At 64.2% G+C, this 18,984-nt stretch carries 17 protein-coding genes; 5 read left to right on the top strand and 12 right to left on the bottom strand.

Annotated elements, in window-relative coordinates; all coding sequences use genetic code 11:
- Positions 1 to 61 precede the first annotated feature (61 nt).
- From C7451_RS03585 to C7451_RS03575, 3 genes are all read right to left on the bottom strand, one after another.
- Entirely contained in the window at positions 62 to 1,312 is a 1,251-nt protein-coding gene (locus C7451_RS03585) for an N-succinylarginine dihydrolase (RefSeq protein ID WP_110297605.1), read from the bottom strand.
- A gap of 199 nt (positions 1,313 to 1,511) precedes the next feature.
- Positions 1,512 to 2,522, bottom strand: coding sequence for an arginine N-succinyltransferase (locus C7451_RS03580; protein WP_110297604.1), 1,011 nt, complete (start codon positions 2,520 to 2,522; stop codon positions 1,512 to 1,514).
- Positions 2,519 to 3,751, bottom strand: coding sequence for a hydrolase (locus C7451_RS03575; protein WP_110297603.1), 1,233 nt, complete (start codon positions 3,749 to 3,751; stop codon positions 2,519 to 2,521). The genes C7451_RS03580 and C7451_RS03575 overlap by 4 nt, the downstream gene beginning before the upstream one ends.
- 158 nt (positions 3,752 to 3,909) lie before the next feature.
- On the opposite strand from C7451_RS03575, the gene C7451_RS03570 reads away from it, so the two are divergent.
- Complete coding sequence (locus C7451_RS03570) at positions 3,910 to 6,012, top strand: malate synthase G (RefSeq protein WP_110297602.1); 2,103 nt, start codon at positions 3,910 to 3,912, stop codon at positions 6,010 to 6,012.
- A 131-nt stretch (positions 6,013 to 6,143) separates the two neighbouring features.
- Here the strand turns inward: C7451_RS03570 and C7451_RS03565 are convergent, their stop codons facing one another.
- The 3 genes from C7451_RS03565 to C7451_RS03555 form a co-directional block, all read right to left on the bottom strand.
- Entirely contained in the window at positions 6,144 to 6,977 is an 834-nt protein-coding gene (locus C7451_RS03565; protein ID WP_110297601.1) for an alpha/beta fold hydrolase, read from the bottom strand.
- Positions 6,978 to 7,044: 67 nt separating this feature from the next.
- A complete protein-coding gene (locus C7451_RS03560; protein ID WP_110297600.1) occupies positions 7,045 to 8,751 on the bottom strand; it encodes a PHA/PHB synthase family protein in 1,707 nt (568 codons plus the stop codon).
- Positions 8,752 to 8,855: 104 nt separating this feature from the next.
- The gene (locus C7451_RS03555) at positions 8,856 to 9,143 is read right to left on the bottom strand and encodes a 4a-hydroxytetrahydrobiopterin dehydratase (protein WP_110297717.1); all 288 of its coding nucleotides are present in this window, start codon (positions 9,141 to 9,143) and stop codon (positions 8,856 to 8,858) included.
- A 48-nt stretch (positions 9,144 to 9,191) separates the two neighbouring features.
- On the opposite strand from C7451_RS03555, the gene ccmA reads away from it, so the two are divergent.
- The gene (gene ccmA / locus C7451_RS03550) at positions 9,192 to 9,839 is read left to right on the top strand and encodes a heme ABC exporter ATP-binding protein CcmA (protein ID WP_110297599.1); all 648 of its coding nucleotides are present in this window, start codon (positions 9,192 to 9,194) and stop codon (positions 9,837 to 9,839) included.
- Positions 9,836 to 10,507, top strand: coding sequence for a heme exporter protein CcmB (locus C7451_RS03545; RefSeq protein WP_110297598.1), 672 nt, complete (start codon positions 9,836 to 9,838; stop codon positions 10,505 to 10,507). Before ccmA ends, C7451_RS03545 begins: the two co-directional genes overlap by 4 nt.
- On the opposite strand, the gene C7451_RS03540 is transcribed toward C7451_RS03545, so the two are convergent.
- Positions 10,508 to 11,239 (bottom strand): extensin-like domain-containing protein, encoded by a 732-nt coding sequence (locus C7451_RS03540; protein WP_110297597.1) that lies wholly within the window; start codon positions 11,237 to 11,239, stop codon positions 10,508 to 10,510.
- A gap of 117 nt (positions 11,240 to 11,356) precedes the next feature.
- Between C7451_RS03540 and C7451_RS03535 the strand changes: the two genes are divergently transcribed.
- Positions 11,357 to 11,791 carry a hypothetical protein gene (locus C7451_RS03535; RefSeq protein ID WP_110297596.1) on the top strand — a complete coding sequence of 145 codons (435 nt, stop codon included), beginning with the start codon at positions 11,357 to 11,359 and terminating at the stop codon, positions 11,789 to 11,791.
- Between the two features lie 144 nt (positions 11,792 to 11,935).
- Here the strand turns inward: C7451_RS03535 and C7451_RS03530 are convergent, their stop codons facing one another.
- From C7451_RS03530 to C7451_RS03510, 5 genes are all read right to left on the bottom strand, one after another.
- Positions 11,936 to 13,324, bottom strand: a complete 1,389-nt coding sequence (locus C7451_RS03530) for a glutamate--cysteine ligase (protein WP_110297595.1) — start codon at positions 13,322 to 13,324, stop codon at positions 11,936 to 11,938.
- A gap of 102 nt (positions 13,325 to 13,426) precedes the next feature.
- On the bottom strand, positions 13,427 to 14,188 hold the full coding sequence (locus C7451_RS03525) for a 16S rRNA (uracil(1498)-N(3))-methyltransferase (RefSeq protein ID WP_110297594.1): 762 nt from the start codon (positions 14,186 to 14,188) through the stop codon (positions 13,427 to 13,429).
- Positions 14,189 to 14,619: 431 nt separating this feature from the next.
- On the bottom strand, positions 14,620 to 14,841 hold the full coding sequence (locus tag C7451_RS03520; protein ID WP_110297593.1) for a hypothetical protein: 222 nt from the start codon (positions 14,839 to 14,841) through the stop codon (positions 14,620 to 14,622).
- 217 nt (positions 14,842 to 15,058) lie between these two features.
- Positions 15,059 to 16,720: an amidohydrolase gene (locus tag C7451_RS03515; protein WP_110297716.1), complete on the bottom strand. Its 1,662-nt coding sequence runs from the start codon at positions 16,718 to 16,720 to the stop codon at positions 15,059 to 15,061.
- 8 nt (positions 16,721 to 16,728) lie between these two features.
- Positions 16,729 to 17,613: an NAD(P)-dependent oxidoreductase gene (locus C7451_RS03510; protein WP_110297592.1), complete on the bottom strand. Its 885-nt coding sequence runs from the start codon at positions 17,611 to 17,613 to the stop codon at positions 16,729 to 16,731.
- A gap of 59 nt (positions 17,614 to 17,672) precedes the next feature.
- Between C7451_RS03510 and C7451_RS03505 the strand changes: the two genes are divergently transcribed.
- Positions 17,673 to 18,899, top strand: a complete 1,227-nt coding sequence (locus C7451_RS03505) for a threonine ammonia-lyase (protein ID WP_110297591.1) — start codon at positions 17,673 to 17,675, stop codon at positions 18,897 to 18,899.
- The last annotated feature ends 85 nt before the right edge of the window (positions 18,900 to 18,984 follow it).

Here is an 18,984-nt window from a genome sequence, read left to right as displayed (position 1 = left end):
GGCGGTTTTCTGCGGGCTACGATAGTTAAGAATGGGTTAAACTGTAAAGGCTGCCGACAGATCAGGCGAGCGTATCCAGGTCAAGTGCACGCAGCAGGGCAAAGCGCGCCGCGCGGACGGTCTCGGCAAGCTTCGGGTCCGCAAGATCGCCGGGCGCAATCCGCTCGGGCCAGTGCGCGGCGATGACCCGCTCGATCGCATCGAGCTTTTCCGGTGTAGCGATGAAGCGCGGATCGACCGTGGCGGGATCTGCAACGACGCGCAGGCGAAGGCACGCCGGGCCGCCGCCATTGGCCATCGACTGGCGGACATTGACCGGCACAAGCTGGCGGATCGGGCCGTTTCCCGCGACCATCGCCTCGAGCCATTGCCACACGGCAGGCACTTCCTGCGATTCGGAAGGCAGCACTAGCGCCTGACCGCCAGAGGGCAAAGTGACGAGCTGCGCATTAAACAGATAGCTCTTGATCGCATCGGCGAGCGACACGGCGCTTGCAGGCACCTCGACGATCTGCACCGCCGGAAAGGCCGCCCGGATCGCGGCATAGGCGCCATCGCGGTCCTCGAACGCCTGTTCGTGGGTGAACAGCACGCTTTCGTTGGCGACCGCGACGACATCATTGTGGAATGCGCCGGCAGCGATCGCAGTCTCGCTCTGCTGGATGAACAGGGTGCGCTCTGCTGCCAGGCCGTGCCGTCTCGCGATCGCCTTGCCCGCCTCGACATGCTGGCGCGCGGGGAAGGGGCCGCCCGTCTTGCCATAGACGAAAATCTCGACGCCTTTGCTGTCGTGCCGCTCGCACAGCCGCATATGGTTGGCCGCGCCCTCGTCGCCGAACGGGGCGGGGACAGGTGCATGCACCGCGAAATGGCGCTCGTCGGCAAAGGCGAGTTGCAGCTGCGCCAGCGTGCCTGTCCATTCATGGCTGCGATGCGGCATGGTCATGAGGTTCGCGACGGTCAGGTGGCAGCGGCCATCGGCGGTGTCCGGGGCAGGGGAGACGGTCGCGGCATTCGCGGCCCACATCGACGAGGCGGAAAAGGCTGCGGCGCGCAAATGCGGTTCGGCGTTCGCAACATCGGTGGCGAGACTTTCCAGCCATGCGGTATTGGGCCGGTCGAGCGGCATGAAAAACCCCTGGGCCAGCCCGAGCGCGACATTGGCGCGCATCTTGGCCACGCCCTGCAGCGCGGCAGCGCGCGGCTCGCTCACCGACCCAGCATTATTGGCCGAGGCGATATTGCCGAGGCTGAGGCCCGCATAATTGTGGCTGGGGCCGATAATTCCGTCGAAATTGATTTCGGTGAGCATGTTTCTTCCTGGTCCTACACCTTCTCCCTTGAGGGGAGACGGATACGAAGCCTTGCCAGCTCGCTGGCTAGGCGGAGTTGGATGAGGGTGTCGCTCGCTACCGGCGGCGCATCTTCACCCTCACCCTGCTTCGCCTAAATTCGCTTCGCTCATTAAGTCTCCGCAGCCCTGTCCCATCAAGGGAGAGGGGTGTTTTTCCCTATCTCTCGATCCAGCGCACCATGTCGCCTGTACCGACGCGCAGGACGTTTGCCGTTGCGGGATCGAGCGTCACGCCCTCCTCGCCATCGACCACCTTGCCATAGGCGCAGCGGAAATCGGCCAGGCGACCGGTGGCGACCAGCGATGTCGTGCCGCCATCACCCAATCCGGCGACTTGGGCATTGCGCGCATTCCGGATCGAATGGACCTGATCGGTGCGCGCGGTCATGGTCGGGCCACCGTCGAAAATGTCGACATAATTCTCGTGCGCAAAGCCTTCGTTTTCCAGCATCCGCATCGCTGCGCGGCCGCTGACATTGGGGCGGCCCAGCACATGGCGCGCACTGTCGCTCAGCATGGCGACATAGACCGGGTGTTTGGGCATCAGATCGGCGATGAACTGATTTCCGTTGAGAGCGTTGAAGGTGTCGGCTTCGTCGAAGCTCATGCCGAAAAAGCGCCCGGCAATGCTGTCCCAGAAGGGCGAATCGCCAGCATCGTCGATGATCCCGCGCAGTTCGGCCAGGATTCGGTCGGCAAAGCGCGCGCGGTGCAGGCCGATGAACAGATAGCGGCTGCGCGCCAGCAGCATGCCGAGACCCCCTGCGCGCTCATTGGGATGCAGGAACAGCCCGCCGACTTCGCTCGACCCCTCCAGATCGGTCACCAGGCTCAGGATCTCGGCGCGAAAGGTGCGCCCCAGCTCGGCGCTGTGCTGCGTCAGCGTGCTCAGCCGATAGCTGTAGAAGGGCCATTTCTGCCCGACCTGGGTCAGTAGCTGGCAGGTTCCGCGAATTTCGCCAGTCTCGGTATTTTCGAGCACCAGCACGAACAGCTCGTCGCTGAGATCATCGTCTTTGCGCGCGAAACAGTCGGTGGAGCGCTGGATCTTCCCCTCGAGCGACTTGCGATCGGCGGGCAGGTTGGTGAACCCCCCGCCGGTCAGCTTGGCCATCTCGTAGATCGCCTGCAGATCGTCGGGCGTCGCCGCCCGGATGACAAAACTCATAACCCCCTCTTTTCGGCAAGCCGCAATATGGTGAGCGCAGATAGTCGGGCGCGTTCGGCCAGGCTGTCGGCGATCAGGAATTCGTCTGCGCTGTGGATTGCACCGCCGCGCACGCCCATCGTGTCGACAACGGGGACGCCGCAGGCCGCGATATTGTTGCCATCGCACACCCCGCCGGTACCGCGCCAGGATATGTCGAGCCCCAGATCGGCACCGCAGCGCCTGACCAGTCCGAACAGCTTCTCCGCGCCCGGATCGATCGGCTTGGGCGGGCGGCCGAAGCTGCCATGGACATGCACGCTCACTTCGTGCGTGGCAGCGATCTCGTCGGCGAGCCGGTGCAGCGCATCATCGGCAAACGCCTGCATCTCAAGGCTCTGCGGGCGGAAGTTGACGCGCAAGATTGCATGGTCGGGCACGACATTGTTGGCGCTTCCACCATCGATCATGGCCGGGTTCACCGAAAGGCCATCGCGGGTCAGCGCCTTCAACCGCACCGCCAGATCGGCGGCGGCGACCAGCGCGTTGCGCCCCTCGTGCGGGTTGCGTCCGGCATGCGCGGAGCGGCCGGTGATAATGATCGAGAAATTGCCCGATCCGCCGCGTTCGCCCGCCAGCGTGCCATCGGGCAGGGCGGGTTCATAGGTCAGGGCGGCGACCTTGCCTGCCGCCAGCCCCGCAATGAGCGGCGCAGACGAGGCCGAACCCACCTCTTCGTCGCTGTTGATCAGCACGTCGTAACCGATGCTGCTGGCGAGCGGCGACAATTCGACCGCCTGCAGCGCCGCGAGCATCACCGCGATTCCGCCCTTCATGTCAGCGACGCCGGGGCCGTTGAGAACGCCGGGCTCGATCCAGGTCAGACTCTCGAAAGGGTGATCGGCAGGGAATACCGTGTCCATATGCCCGGTCAGCAGCAGCCGCAGATTGGCGCCGGGGCGGACGGAAACGACCAGATGCTTGCCTCGCTCGATGGTGTCGATGCTGCCATCGGCGCGGACGGCCTCGACCGGTGCGCCATCGACCAGCCGGACCTCGCCTGGCAGCACCGAAAACGCGTCGGCCAGCAGCGCGGCGGTTTGCTCCAGGCCCGCAAGATTGCCCGAGCCACTGTTGATCGCGGCCCAGCGTTCGACCTGGGCCAGCATTGCAGCCTTGTCGATCCGCTCCAGACAGGCGATTTCGGATGCGGTCAGGCTGGCAGGGCTGGTCGTCATCATCCACCCCATAGCCGGGTTGCAGCCGCGCCGCCACCCGTAGCAACCTAAACCGGATTTACTTTGATGCCTTGCCTTGCCATAGGCTGTGGGCCATTCCTCCCCGGGAAAACTCTGCACCCTTTGGCGTTATGCCAAGGGCCGATCGCATCAAGCAAAGAGGACCGGGAATGAGCGAATATCTCCAGAGCAACGGCATCAGCATCGATTCCGCGCTGCATGGCTTTGTCACCGAATCGGTGCTGGCCCCGCTGGCGCTGGATGCGGATCGCTTCTGGGCGGATTTCGCCGCGCTGCTCGAACGCTTCGTACCTGTGGGCCGCAAGCTGCTGGAAAAGCGCGACGATCTTCAGGCAAAGATCGACGACTGGCACCGCGCGCGCAAGGGCCAGCCGTTCAACGCCATGGAATATCGCACCTTCCTCTACGACATCGGCTATCTGGTGACCGAGCCGCAGCCGTTCGCCATCGGTACGCAGAATGTCGATCCGGAAATCGCGACCATGGCAGGTCCCCAGCTCGTGGTGCCCTCGCTCAACGACCGCTTCGTGCTCAATGCCGCCAATGCGCGCTGGGGCAGCCTGTACGATGCCTATTACGGCACCGATGCGCTCGATGCGGCCCCGGCGCAGCCCGGCGGCTACGACCCCGTGCGCGGTGCGGCGGTGGTCAAGGCGGCCAAGGCGTTTCTCGATGAAGCGGTGCCGCTCGCCCAAGGCAGCTGGGCGGACTTTACCGGCGGCACGCCCGAGCTTGCCGATCCGGCACAACTGGTCGGAACGCGCGGTGACAGCCTGCTGCTCAAGCATAACGGCCTGCATATCGAGATCGTGATCGATCCCGCGCACCCGATCGGCAAGGACGATCCTGCTGGCATTGCCGATGTGCTGCTCGAAGCCGCGCTGACCACGATCGTCGACATGGAGGATTCGGTCGCGGCGGTCGATGCCGAGGACAAGATCCTCGCTTATACCAACTGGCTCGGGCTGATGCGCGGAGACCTGCAGGCCAGCTTCCCCAAGGGCGGCAAGACGCTCACCCGTGCGCTCGAAGCTGATCGGGATTATGTCGCGCCCGATGGCACCGCCTTTACCCTGCCGGGGCGCAGTGTGCTGTTCGTGCGCAATGTCGGGCATCTGATGACCAACCCGGCGGTGCTGCTTGCCGATGGATCGGAAGCGCCCGAGGGCATTCTCGACGCAGTGTTCACCAGCGCCATCGGCATGCATGATCTGAACGGTCTTGGTCGCTTCCGTAACAGCCGCGCCGGATCGATCTATATCGTCAAGCCCAAGATGCACGGTCCGGAGGAATGCGCCTTCACCAACGAGCTGTTCGATGCGGTTGAGGACATGCTGGGCCTCAAGCGCCACACGATAAAGGTCGGCGTGATGGACGAGGAGCGCCGCACGTCTGCTAACCTCGCCGCGTGCATCCATGCGGTGAAGGACCGGATCGTGTTCATCAACACGGGGTTCCTCGACCGCACCGGAGACGAAATCCACACCTCGATGCAGGCCGGTGCGATGATCCGCAAGGGCGACATGAAGACCTCCGACTGGATCAAGTCCTATGAGGCACGCAATGTCGGGATCGGCCTCAAGTGCGGGCTCGACGGCAAGGCGCAGATCGGCAAGGGCATGTGGGCCGCCCCCGACATGATGCGCGATATGATGGAACAGAAGATCGGTCATCCGCTGACCGGGGCAAACACCGCCTGGGTGCCGTCACCCACCGCCGCGACGCTGCACGCGATGCACTATCACAAGGTCGATGTCTTCGCCCGCCGCGCCGAGATCGCGGGCCAGCCAGTGCCAACGCTCGAGCCGCTGCTCAACGTGCCGCTCGCCGCGGGGCAGAACTGGTCTCCGCAAGATATTCGCGCCGAGCTCGACAATAATGCTCAGGGGATTCTTGGCTATGTCGTGCGCTGGGTCGATCAGGGCATCGGCTGTTCCAAGGTGCCCGACATTCACGATGTCGGCCTGATGGAAGACCGCGCGACCCTGCGCATTTCCAGCCAGGCGCTGGCCAATTGGCTGCTGCACGGTGTTTGCACGGCAGAAGAGGTGGATGCGGCGCTGCTGCGCATGGCGGCCAAGGTCGACGCGCAGAATGCGGGCGATCCGCTCTACAAGCCAATGGCGAGTGATCCCGAGGGTTCGTTCGCCTTCCAGGCGGCGCGCGATCTGGTGTTCAAGGGCGTGGAACAGCCCAGCGGCTATACCGAACCGCTGCTCCACGCGTATCGCCAGAAGGTGAAGGCGGCATAAGGCGAAAGGAGAGCATACACGTACGTCCCTCGACTACGCTCGGGACAAACGGACGGGGTCAGTGCTGATCGCTAAACAGCATTCCCGAGTTCCCGAGCGAAGTCGAGGGACGTACGCGCCAAGGATTGCGGCTACGCTTCCACCGCATCCAGATGCGCACGAATGGCGGCGAGGCTCTCGTCCAGATGACTGAGCAGGAACAGGTGCCCGCCATCCTCGATGATCTTCAGTTCCGAATTGGGGATCAGTGTCTTCAGGATATGCCCATTGGCGACCGGCACGATCTGGTCGTCGCCGCCCATCAACACAAGAGTGGGCTTGTTCATGAACGGCAGGAAGGGCGCGCTGGTCCAGCCGATCATCGCGAGCAACTGGTAGAAATAGCCGATCTTGGACGGCGGGGTGATGCGGCCGGTATGGCCCCCAGCGCCTTCGGTCGAGCCGCCATAGAGCGTCGCGAAATGCTTCTCCATATAGCTGGGGTCGATATAGCGGCGCGGATCGGCCATCTTGCTCAAGGCCGATATATTGCCCGGGATCATGAACATGCCCGCGGTGGTCGCAGCCAGCACCAGCCGGTTGACGTTTTGCGAATGCTGGAGCGCAAAATGCTGTGCCATCGCGCCGCCCCAGCTGACCCCCATCACGTCCACCGTCTCGATCCCGAACCGGTCGAGCAGCAGCCAGGCGATGCGGGCCATCAGGAATGCATTATAGGGCACGCGCGGGTCGGGCGAGCCGCCGACGCCGGGCATGTCAAAGGTGATGAACGGCCGTTCCTCTAGCAGATCGGCAAAGGGGGCCACCGCCTCCATGTTTGCGCCGATGCCGTTGAAAAACAGCAGCGGTGGCTTGCTCAGCCCCTCGTCGAAACGCCAGCGCGCGACGCGCAAGGTGCGGCCATCGGCCTGTTCCATGGTGATTTCGGGGCCGGTGGCGGCAGCGGTTTTGAACTGGGTGGCCAAACAGAATTCCGATCTATGGGTGTTTCGTCGGTACGGTCCTCCCCGTTACGGGGAGGATTTGCAAGTCTCACTCCAGTACATACAGGCCGGGCGCCGGTTCCAGCGCGGGGTTCTTCTTGCTGCCGGTGGACTTGGGTGCTGTGACCTTGTTGCCCGAGCGCGCCTGCACCCATTCCATCCAGTACGGCCACCAGCTGCCCTTGACCTCTTCGGCCTTGGCGAGCCATTCGTCGACGTCCGCCGGGGCCTTGCCTGCCTTGGTCGGCGTGTTGCCCTTCATCTTGAAATATTTGGCCTTGGGATTGGTCGGCGGGTTGAGGATCGCCTGCATGTGGCCCGATTGCGACAGGATGAAATCGATATTCTTCGATCCGAACAGCTGGGTCGAGCGATAGCAGGCGCGCCAAGGGGTGATGTGGTCGGTCACCCCGCCCAGGATGAACAGGTCATTGGTCACCTTGGACAGATCGATCCTGTGATCGACCATCTCGACCTCGCCCTTGCGGGTAAAGGCGAGCGTTTCATAGATGTGCAGGAAATCGCCCATCAGACTGGCCGACAGGTTGGTGGCATCCGCATTCCAGAACAGCACGTCGAACGCTGGCGGGTCCTCGCCCATCAGATAGTTGTTGATGACATAGTTCCAGATCAGATCATTGGGCCGCAGCCAGGCAAAGCCGCGCGATAGATCGCTGCCCTTGATCACGCCCTTGCGCGCCGCGCGCTGCTTGGCGAGCGCCAGGCCGTTGTCGCTCATCAGCGATCCTGCCTCGATATCGGTCTGCTTGGGGTGCAGCACGCACACCATCAGCGTCACCGATCCGATGCGATCGTCGCCCGAGGCCTGAAGCTTTGACAGCAGCATCGCCAGCGTCTGCCCGCCCGAGCAGCCGCCCGAGACATTGACCTTTTTCGAGCCGGTAATTTCGCACACAACGTCGACCGCGCGGGTGCAGGCGGCGATATAGTCAGCCATCGCCCAGGCACCATGCTCCTTTTGCGGGTTGCGCCACGAGATCACGAAGGTCTGGATGCCGTTGTCGACCTGCCATTTGACCACCGATTTTTCGGGCGACAGGTCGTTGATATACATCTTGTTGATCTGCGGCGGGATGGTCAGCTGCGGGATCGCGTAGACCTCTTGCGTCGTCGGCGCGTACTGGATCAGCTCCATGATCTCGTCGCGATAGACGACATTGCCCTTCGACGTCGCGACATTCTCGCCCAGCTGGAACGGCTTCTTGTCGACCTGGCTGACCATGCCGTCATTGAAAACCATGTCGTTATAGGCGTTCTTCAGCCCCTTGAGCAGCGAGAGCCCGCCCGAATCGACGATTCGCTTCTGCGCGGTGGGGTTGCCGATCAGGCTGTTGGTCGGGGCGAGGGCGTCGATGATGATCGCGGAGATGAAATTGGCGCGGTCGCGTTCGAGCGCATCGAGCTCGAGTTCGTCGATCCAGCTTTTCATGCCCTTCTGCACGGCCAGATAATATTGCGCGCCGGCCTTGAAGAACGGGTTGAAACGCCAGGCGGGGTCCATGAAGCGCTTGTCCTTGGGATCGGGCGAGAGTTCGGACTGGCCCATCATGATCTTGACGACATCTTCGGAAAAGGCCTGGGCGTGGCGCATGGTACGGGCCGGGTCGCTGGCGGTTTCGCGCAGCAACAGGCCGATCGCCCCGATGAAATCCTCGCGCGCCAGCCCCATCAGCGGCCCGAGCGCCGTGGTGGACTGAGCGGCTTCATCGACGAGATCCGGGGTGTCACCTGCCATAGACTGTCTCTCCCAAAATGGCTTGCCGCCCGGTTCATGCCGGGACGGTCGGAGAGTACAGTATAGCGGTGCCGCAGCCTGCACAATGGCCGCGATTTCCGGTGTCAGAACAGTGCGTCGATCGCCCGAGCAAGGTCGATATCGCGCTGCGACAGCCCGTCGGCGTCGTGCGTGGTGAGCAGGATGTCGACCCTGTTGTAGACATTCGACCATTCGGGATGATGATCGGCCTTTTCGGCGAGGATCGCGACGCTGGTCATGAAGCCGAAGGCGCGCGTGAAATCGGCGAACTTGAAGCTGCGGGTGATGCCGTCGCGCTTCGGTTCGTGGGTCCAGTCGGGCAGGCTGGCCAGAGCTTCGGCGCGTTCGGCGCCTTCCAGTTTGCGGACCATGATCGTCTCCTCTTGGCAGCGGGCGGCAAATGCGCCATCCGGGGGCAGATGGCGCAAGATGCTGCAATATCCAAGGGCTTTGAGAGCAGCGCCGCGCTGGAATGCGTGAGCCTTGCGTGCTTGCGCGGCGGGCGCATCCTGTTTCGCGGGGTGTCGCTGAAGCTTTCGGCGGGGCAGGCGCTCCATGTCACCGGGCCGAACGGGCTCGGCAAATCGAGCCTGATCCGCGTCATCGCCGGATTGCTCCCCGCCTATGCGGGCGAAATCAAGGCAACGGGACGTATGGCGCTTGCCGACGAGAAGGTCGCGCTGGATGCAGGCCAACCGCTTGCGCGCGCGCTCGGCCATTGGGCCAGGCTCGACGGCAGCGCGGAGGCCGATGTTTCGGCAGCGCTGGCGGCGGTGGATCTGGCGCATCTCGCCGATGTGCCGGTGCGCTTCCTTTCGACCGGTCAGCGCAAGCGTGCCTTGCTCGCGCGGATCAGCTTGTCGCGCGCAGGCATCTGGCTGCTGGACGAACCCGCGAACGGCCTCGACACCGCGTCGATCGCGCGGCTGGGCGATCTGATGGCGCGGCATCGGGCAGGGGGAGGGATCGTGCTCGCCGCCTCGCACCAGCCCTTGCCGCTTGAGGCCGCGCAGACCCTGGCGCTTGCCGATTTCGTGCCCGTCGCGGCGGCGGAGGATGCCGAATGATCGGCGCACTTGGCACGCTCGTCCGGCGCGAGCTGATGCTGGCCTTCGGGCTGGGCGGCGGTGCGCGGGGCTCTGCCGGCTTCGTCATGCCGATCATCTTCTTCCTGGCGGTCGCGACCATCTATCCGTTCGCGGTCGGCCCCGATGCGCAACTGCTCGGGCGGACCGGGGGCGGGGTGATCTGGGTCGCGGCCTTGCTCGCCAGCATCCTGCCGATCGACCGGCTGGTCCAGGCCGATGTCGATCAGGGCATGATCGACCAATATGTCGTGCGCGGGATGTCCGAAGAGCTGATCGCGCTGGCCAAGACCATTGGGCATTGGCTGAGCTTCGGCCCGCCCTTGATGCTGGCGGCGATCATTTCCGCCGGATTGCTGGGTCAATCGGCGGAGCAGCTGATCATCGTCGAGATCGGTCTCGCCTGCGCGACCCCTGCGCTGGCGGCTCTGGGCGTGATGATCGCCGCGCTGACCGCTGGCCTGCGCCATGGCGCGGCATTGGGTGGGCTGCTGCTGCTGCCGCTGGCGGTGCCGCTTCTGATATTCGGTGCGGGCAGCCTGACCCCGGGCAGCCAGAACGGGCTGCTGCTGCTCGCTGCCGCCAGCCTGCTGCTGACCGTCATCTGCCCGATCGCCGCCGGTGCCGCGATCCGCGCCGGTCGCGAATAGTCAGCGGCAGGCGCGCCAGCTCATCGTGCCACGGTCCGCAAGGTCGAGATGCAGATGGTCGGCATGCGCAGCATTGTAATCGGGCGAAAGCGTGGTCGAAAACAGGTCGCACGCACCATTGCGCACCGCGCGCAGGAAGCGCGCCTTGTCGCCATCGCCCGGCCAGTCCTTCAGCACCGAGATCCGCCGTCCGTCGGCGAGCACAAAGCCGCTGACGTCGAGCGCATCGGCGGTGGCATGCTCGCTCCACGGACCATCTTCGCGCGCATACATGCGGCGGCACGAGTAACTGCCGAACGTCTCGATATTGGTGACCTTGCTGCCCAGAAGCGCCTGGGCTTGCGGCTGAACCACCTGCGCCTGCCAGAGCAGCAGCCCGATCGCCATCGGGCAGGAGGGCGCGACGGACGCCGGGGCAAGAGGCAGCAACGTCTGGCCTGCATCGGCGCGCACCGCGTCCTCGACCCGGCACTGGTCGGCGCCAAACGGTTCGCGTGGCGTGAATTGCAGCCCCGAGCTGTCGAGTAGCGCAAGGCACTGGTCGCGCTCGCCGGTCAGATCGACGATCTTGCTGCGCGTCGCCATGCCGATCGGATCGGTAAGGGCCAGCGGCGTCCAGGGCAGGTCCTCGCGCCCCGGCTGCAACCATGCATAGCCGACCAGCAGCGCGAATGCGATGAGGCCGAGCCAGACGAGCCGCCGCACCCAGGCGATGATGTTGGGAATGCGCATATGCCGTTCTAACGTGCATTGGCTGCAGAAGATGCAGTCCGATGACCTGGGACGTAATTGTCTGCGCATCGCGGCTCGTTCACCAGTGGCGCATCGGACGAATTGGGAGTGAAAAGGATGAACAACTGGACGACACAGATGACGATCTGGTGCGGCGGGGTCATCGCTTTCGGACTGCTGCTGATCTCGGGCGCCTTTGCCGCGACCGACGGGGCGATGACATTGCTGCTGGAGGGGCTCGGGGCCGAAGCGCCTATCATCTACGATCCTTTGCACCGGTTCAGCATCGCGCTGATGGGCGCGGTCTCGCTCGGCTGGGGTGCGACATTGCTGGCAGTGGCGCGGGTCACGCCGGACCTCTCTGCGCCCCAGGCGCAGAAGCTGTGGCGGATGGTGACCTGGTCGGTGCTGTTATGGTTCGTGGTCGACAGCGCGCTTTCTGTGGCGACGGGCTTCTGGCGGAATGCGATCCCCAACACGGTGCTGCTGGTCTGGTATCTGCTACTGGTAGCAAGACTGCCCGGCGGTGCCGGGCAGATGGCGCGGGCTTGAAGCTTCCTAGTCATTCCCGCGAACGCGGGAATCTCGCTTTCCTTAACCGCCTGACGCAAAAGCGGGACCCCCGCGTTCGCGGGAGTGACGGGGAATGAGTGAAGATTGCGCATCCCTCTCCCTTCAAGGGAGAGGGATGGGGTGTCAGAACTGCATTGCGCCATAAACCTTGCTGATGTCGCCGCCCCATTCGCCGTGGTAGAGCGCGAGCAGGTCTTCCGCCGGGGTCTTGCCGCGCGCGACGACATCTCGCAGCGGTTCGAGAAAGCCGGTTTCATTGTCGCCGCTGCTGTTGAGCCGCGCGCGAGATGCCAGGCCTGACGAGGCAATGTCGAGCACTTGGGCCGCGATGTCGCGCAACTTGCGGCCGCCCGCGATCGGCGCGTCGAGGCCCAGCTTCGGCACGGAATCGCGCAGAGCCTGCCGCTCCTCGATGCTCCAGCCCTTGACCAGATCCCAGGCGGCATCGAGCGCGCCCTGGTCGTAGAGCAGGCCGACCCAGAGCGCGGGCAGTGCGCAGATGCGGCTCCACGGGCCGCCATCGGCACCGCGCATCTCGAGAAAGCTCTTGAGGCGGACTTCGGGAAAGGCGGTGGAGAGGTGATCGTTCCAGTCGCTCAGCGTCGGGCGCTCGCCGGGCAGCGCAGGCAGCTTGCCCTCAAGGAAATCGCGGAAGCTCTGCCCCGCCGCATCGATATACAGCCCGTCGCGGAAGACGAAATACATCGGAACATCGAGCATGTAGTCGACATAGCGTTCGTAACCGAAACCGTCCTCGAACACGAAGGGCAGCATTCCGGTGCGTGCCGGGTCGGTGTCCGACCAGATATGGCTGCGATACGAGAGCATGCCGTTGGGCTTGCCTTCGGTGAAGGGCGAGTTGGCGAACAATGCGGTCGCCAGCGGCTGCAGCGCCAGGCCGACGCGGAACTTCTTCGCCATATCGGCTTCACTCGCATAATCGAGGTTCACCTGGATCGTGCAGGTGCGCAGCATCATGTCCAGGCCCATGCTGCCGACGCGCGGCATATGGTTCAGCATGATGCCATAGCGGCCCTTGGGCATGATCGGCAGTTCGGCGCGGGTCTTGTCGGGCCACATGCCGAGGCCCAGAAAGCCCTTGCCGGTCTTCTCGCCGATCGCCTTGACCTGCGCGAGATGGCGGCCGGTCTCGGCGCAGGTTTCGTGCAGGTTTTCGAGCGGTGCGCCGGAGAGTTCGAGTTGGCCTGCCGGTTCCAGGCTCACCGTGCCGTCGGGGCCGCGCATCGCGATGACGTTGCTGCCACCATCGGGGGTGCGCTCCTCGACCGGCTCCCAGCCGAATTCGGTCAGCGCCATCAGCAGGTCGCGAATGCCGCCGGGCTCGTCATAGCTGGGTGCATGGAAGTCGTTGCGGCAAAACACGAATTTTTCGTGCTCGGTACCGATCCGCCAGCGGTCCTTGGGCTTTTCGCCCGCCGCCATCGGCTCTGCCAGTTGCGCAATCGAGGTGATGACCGGATCGTCCTCACCGGTTGTGGTGCGTGTGCTCATTGATGCGCCCTGAACCCCTGAATATGCTATTGCCGGTGCTTTAGTTGCGGCTTGCAACCCATGCCAGCTTTAAAATCTGTAATGGTGGCGATGCCCGGACAATCAAGTGCTCCAGTCACCATTCGCCGCCATCCAGACTGCGGTTGCAGTGATCGCGGCCGTCTCAGCGCGCAGGATTCGGGGGCCAAGCGACACGGGTACTGCGGCGGGATGCGCGCGGATCGCGGCATTCTCGGCATCGGTAAAGCCGCCTTCGGGGCCGATCAGCACCCCTGCCGGACCGAGATGCGCGGCGAGCTTCGCGGCGAGTGAACCGCCGCTGCCATCGTGCAGTCGTTCGTCGGCAAAGAACAGGTGCCGCCCCTCGGGCCAGGCCTTGAGCAGCGCGTCGAGCCGGGTGAGGGGGGCAATCTCGGGCAGCGCGGTGCGCTCGCACTGCTCGGCGGCTTCGATCATGGTGCCCCGCAGCCGGTCGTCCTTGACCTTGTCGACCACCGCCCGGTCGGTCAGCACCGGAACGAAGCGCGCCACGCCAAGCTCGCAGGCCTTTTCGGCGAGGAAATCGAAGCGCGCCTTCTTGATCGGCGCGGCGCACAGCCAGAAATCGGGCACCGCCTCGCGCGGGCGGGTCAGCCCCTCGATCTCGATCATCAGGTCGCGCTTGCCACGCGCACCGACCCGGCCGAGATACTCTCCGCTGATATCGTCGAACAGCTTCACCGCCGCGCCTTCGGTCAGGCGCATGACGTTGAGCAGATAATGCGCCTGATTGCCCTCGATACGCAGCGAGCCACCTTCGTTCAGTGGCTGATCGACGAACAGGCGCGGTGCTGAGCGCGGGGGCCAGGCTGGAGTTGCGGTCATGCCCGCGGTCTTAGCTGGGCTGCTGGCAGAGGTCCAGTTCCGGCGCCCGTCGCAGGGCTCCACGTGCCGACCTCGTAAACGGCCTGGTGGCCTCACGGCGCACGTGATTGACGATGATTGGAAAAATATAAGCCCGGGCGCGATGAGAAGGGGGGAGGATCGCGCGCCCGGGCTCATGTTTGTTAGGACGACATTGGAGGGGGGCTTGGTCTGCCGTCCTGTTGTGAAAACCCATATGCCCAAAATAGGTTCCACGGAAAAAATGCAACGGCGCTGTTTTTTTCAAGTTGACGCAAGCGGGTATCTTCAAGGCGCTGCGACACCGACAGTTTCGGTTCGGTTTCGTCATCCGGGCACAAAAAAACGGGGCCCGAAGACCCCGTTTCCTTGATCTGTTTGGACCGGTGAGGTCCGCCAGTACCTGACCGAAATCAGGGGCTGGTCGGGGTGTCGCTGTCCTGGTCGGCAGCGATCACGATGCCGCCGATCACGGCAGCAGCAGCGACGACACCGATGATGATGCCGGTGCTGCCTTCAGCTTCGCTAGCTTCTGCTGAAGCGGCCGAAACGCGCGATGCACCGGCCTGGGCCAGTACGGGCGTTGCGGCGATTGCGAGTACAGCCAGAGCGGCCGCAGCAAAACGATTCTTCATTATAGCCTCCGTCACGTATTCAGTTCACGCCTTAATCATTTTAAATCAAGGCATTGCAACCCGTTGCGAAAAGAGTGTTTTACGAGCTCTTCCCGACGCTCAATGCCCAACTAGGCGCAAAGTTCCACAGGTGCAAGAAGGTTTCGGGCCCAAAACTGCGGCAAAAAGGCTTTTGTGGCAGGCTGTTGCAGCAGCGCAACGAATGCTTTCCGTAAGGTTAACGCACTTCGCTCTGCTGGTAACGACGTACCCCTCCCACCCATGTTTCTACGACCTTGGCCGAGCGAAGTTCACCCGGTGTGCTGAGCAGAGGATCGATATCGAGCAGGATGAAGTCCGCGCGCATGCCCGGCATCAGCGTACCGAACCGATCTTCGGCAAACCCGGCATAGGCTGCGCCGCGTGTGAATGCATCGATCGCTTCGACACGGCCAAGTCTTTCCTGCGGCTGCCAACCACCGAATGGCTGGCCGTCCGCACCCTCGCGCGTGATCGCGGCAGCCAGGCCGGCAAAGGGATCGGGCGATTCCACCGGCGTGTCCGAACCGAAGGCCAGAGGAACCCCCGCCTGGCTGAGCGTCCTCCACGCATAGGCACCCGCCAGCCGTGCCGGGCCCAGCCGCGCCTCGGCCATCAGCCGGTCGGAAATCTGGTGCACCGGCTGCATCGAGGCGATGATCCCGTTCTTCGCAAAACGCGGGATGTCGACCGGATCGATGATCTGGGCATGTTCGATGCGCCAGCGGCGGTCGCCTTTGTAATCCTTGGCCAGTTCCTCGATGGCCGACAGCGCCTGCGCATTTGCACCATCGCCGATGGCATGGGCGGCGACCTGGAAATCGTCCATCGCCGCGCGGCTCATCATGTTGAGCAACTGGGTGTCGTTGACGAACGCGAGACCTCGCTGGCCGGGCATGTCGGCATAATCGGCCTTGAGCAGCGCCCCGCGCGAGCCGAGCGCGCCGTCGAGATAGAGCTTCACGCCGTTCAGCCGCAGGCGGTCGTCATAAAGCCAGGGTGTAGGTCGCGGGCCGCCGATCGCAACCATCGCGTCGATCCCGGCAGCATAGGACATGATGCGCACGCGCAGCCGCCCCTCGTCCCCGGCGCGGCGATAGGCCTGCCAGTCGTCGATGGTCGTGCCCATATCGGCAATGCCGGTGATGCCGAGCGCTAGCAGATGGTCCTGCGCGGCGATCAGCGCTGCATCGCGATCGACCGCGCGCGGTGGCGGCACCGCCTTGCTGACCAGCGCCTCGGCTGCATCGACGAACACGCCTGCAGGCTTGCCGCCGATCCGCTCGACCCGGCCACCTGCGGGATCCTTGACGTCGGGCTTGACGCCAGCGGCCTGCATAGCGGCGGTGTTCGCCCAGCCGGCATGGCCATCGACCCGCTCAAGCCAGACCGGGCGATCGGGCACCACCGCGTCGAGATCGGCGGCAGTGGGAAAGCGGCCCAGACCCCATTTTTCCTGATTCCAGCCGCGCCCGATGATCCAGGGGCGGCTGGGGTTATCGTCGGCATAGGCCTTGATCCTGGCCAGCGCTTCCTCAAGTGACTTCGTGGCCGAAAGGTCGAGCGTCAGCAGCGAAAAGCCGAGGCCCATCACATGGCCGTGTGCGTCGATGATCCCGGGTATCAGCGTGCGTCCATCGCCGTCGAGCTTGTAGTCGAGCTTTTCGGGCCGCTTGTCGCGCCTCTCGAGCAACTGCTTCACCTTGCCGTCATCGTCGATGACCAGTCCGGTGAAATTGACGACCTTGCCCTTTGCATCGAGCGTCATGCCGTTGACATTGTCGATCAGCCCGTCGGCCCATGCGGGCACGGCGCCGCTGGCGAACAGGGCGGCGGCGAGCGCGGCGGTGCGCGCGAACATCGGACGGCTCATTTGCGGGGAAGCCTGCGGATCAGCGCGCTGGTATCCTGACGGCCTGCGCCCAGATGCTGCGCCTCGGCGAAGAACTGGTCGAGCAGCGCGGCGACAGGAATCGATGCGCCGTTGTTGCGCGCCTTGTCGAGAGCAAGCCCCAGGTCCTTGCGCATCCAGTCAATGGCAAAGCCGAAATCGAAGCTGTCCTCGGCCATGGTCTTCCAGCGATTGTCCATCTGCCAGCTTTGCGCCGCGCCGCCCGAAATCGCCTGGAACACCTTGTCGAGATCGAGCCTGCTGGCCTGAGCAAAGCGCATCGCCTCGCTCAGGCCGCCAAGCACGCCTGCGATGCAGATCTGGTTGACCATCTTGGTGGTCTGGCCGTCGCCCGGACCGCCGACATGGACGATGCGGCTGGAATAGCTCTTGATGATCGGGCGCGCGGCATCGACGGCATCCTTCTTGCCGCCGCACATGATGGCGAGCGTGCCGTTCTCCGCACCTGCCTGGCCGCCGGTCACCGGGGCATCGACGCACAGGATGTTCTTGGCGCGACCCTCGACCGAAATCTGCCGCGCGATCGTTGCCGATACCGTCGTGTGATCGATGAACAGCGCGCCCTTTGGCAGCGTGGTGAAAGCACCCTGACGCCCCATGATCACCTGCGCCAGATCATCGTCATTGCCGACACAGGTGATGACCGCGTCAACGCCTTCGGCGGCTTCCGCCGGGGTCGCGGCAACCCGCGCCTTGTCGGCCAGATGCGGGTGCGCCTCGATCCAGGCATGAACCTTGGCAGGAGTGCGATTGTAGAGAGCAAGCGAATGCCCGTCATTGCCCAGATGACGCGCCATGGGGCCGCCCATCACGCCGATACCGATAAATGCTATATTTGCCATGGCGGTGCCTTAACGGATGTTTTCAATCCGCGCCATATCGGTTAGGGGCCGCAGCCGATATGACCAGCCCGACAGACCGCCTCACCCTGGACGATATCCGCGCCGCGCATGCCCGCATCGCAGGTTCCATCGTCCGCACGCCCACGCTCGTCAGCAAGACGCTTTCGGCGATTACCGGCGCGACGGTATATCTCAAGTTCGAGAACCTCCAGTTCACTGCCGCCTACAAGGAGCGCGGCGCGCTCAATTTCCTCAGCCAGATGACCGAGGAGGCGAAGGCCAAGGGCGTCATCGCGGCATCGGCCGGCAACCATGCGCAGGGGCTGGCCTGGCACGGCACGCGCCTCGGCGTGCCCGTCACCATCGTGATGCCCAAGCCGACGCCGACCATCAAGGTGCAGCAGACCGAAGCCAATGGCGGCCGCGTGATCCTGTTCGGCGAGAAATATGACGATGCCTATGCGCATGCCCGCGAGCTGGAGAAGAGCGAGGGTCTGACCTTCGTGCATCCGTTCGACGATCCGGTGATCGCGGCGGGGCAGGGGACGGTCGCGCTCGAAATGCTCGAGGATGCGCCCGAGATCGACCATTTCGTGATTCCGATCGGCGGAGGCGGCCTGTTCTCTGGCATGGGCACCGCCGCGCGTGCGCTCAAGCCCGATGTCCGCCTGACCGGCGTTCAGGCGCAGCTTTACCCCAGCATGTACAACACGGTGAAGGGCACCCAGTATCCGTGCGAGGGCGATACGCTGGCCGAGGGCATTGCGGTCAAGCAGCCTGGCGACTTCACCCGCGAGATCGTCCGCGCGCTCGCCGATGACATCGTTCTGGTCACCGAACCCCAGCTCGAAACCGCTGTCAGCCTGCTCTTGCAGATCGAGAAGACTGTGGCCGAAGGCGCTGGCGCGGCCGGACTTGCTGCCCTGCTGGCCGAACCCGACCGGTTCAAGGGCCAGACCGTCGGCGTGGTCCTGTGCGGCGGCAATATCGATACGCGCCTGCTTGCCAATGTGCTGCTGCGCGATCTGGCGCGCTCGGGTCGCCTCGCGCGGCTGCGCATCGCGCTGCAGGACAGGCCTGGTGCACTGTTCAAGGTCATGCGGCAGTTCGATGCGCACCAGGTCAACATCATCGAAATCTACCATCAGCGGGTCTTTACCAACCTGCCGGCCAAGGGGCTGATCACCGATATCGAGTGCGAGGCACGCGACCGTGGCCAGCTCGACGCGCTGGTCGCTTCGCTCAAGGCCAGCGGGTATGATGTGGGGCTGGTCGAGGTGGCGTGACGCCGCCCGGTCTGCCGCGCTAGCGCCAATCGCGATATCGGGACCGGGCAAGCGACGGTCCCATCTCAGTTCGCGACAATGCGAA

The organism is Blastomonas natatoria (assembly GCF_003201955.1).
Taxonomy (GTDB): Bacteria; Pseudomonadota; Alphaproteobacteria; order Sphingomonadales; family Sphingomonadaceae; genus Blastomonas; species Blastomonas natatoria.
The sequence above is the reverse complement of the archived record's forward strand: the minus strand, read 5'-3'. Positions and strand labels throughout refer to the sequence as shown.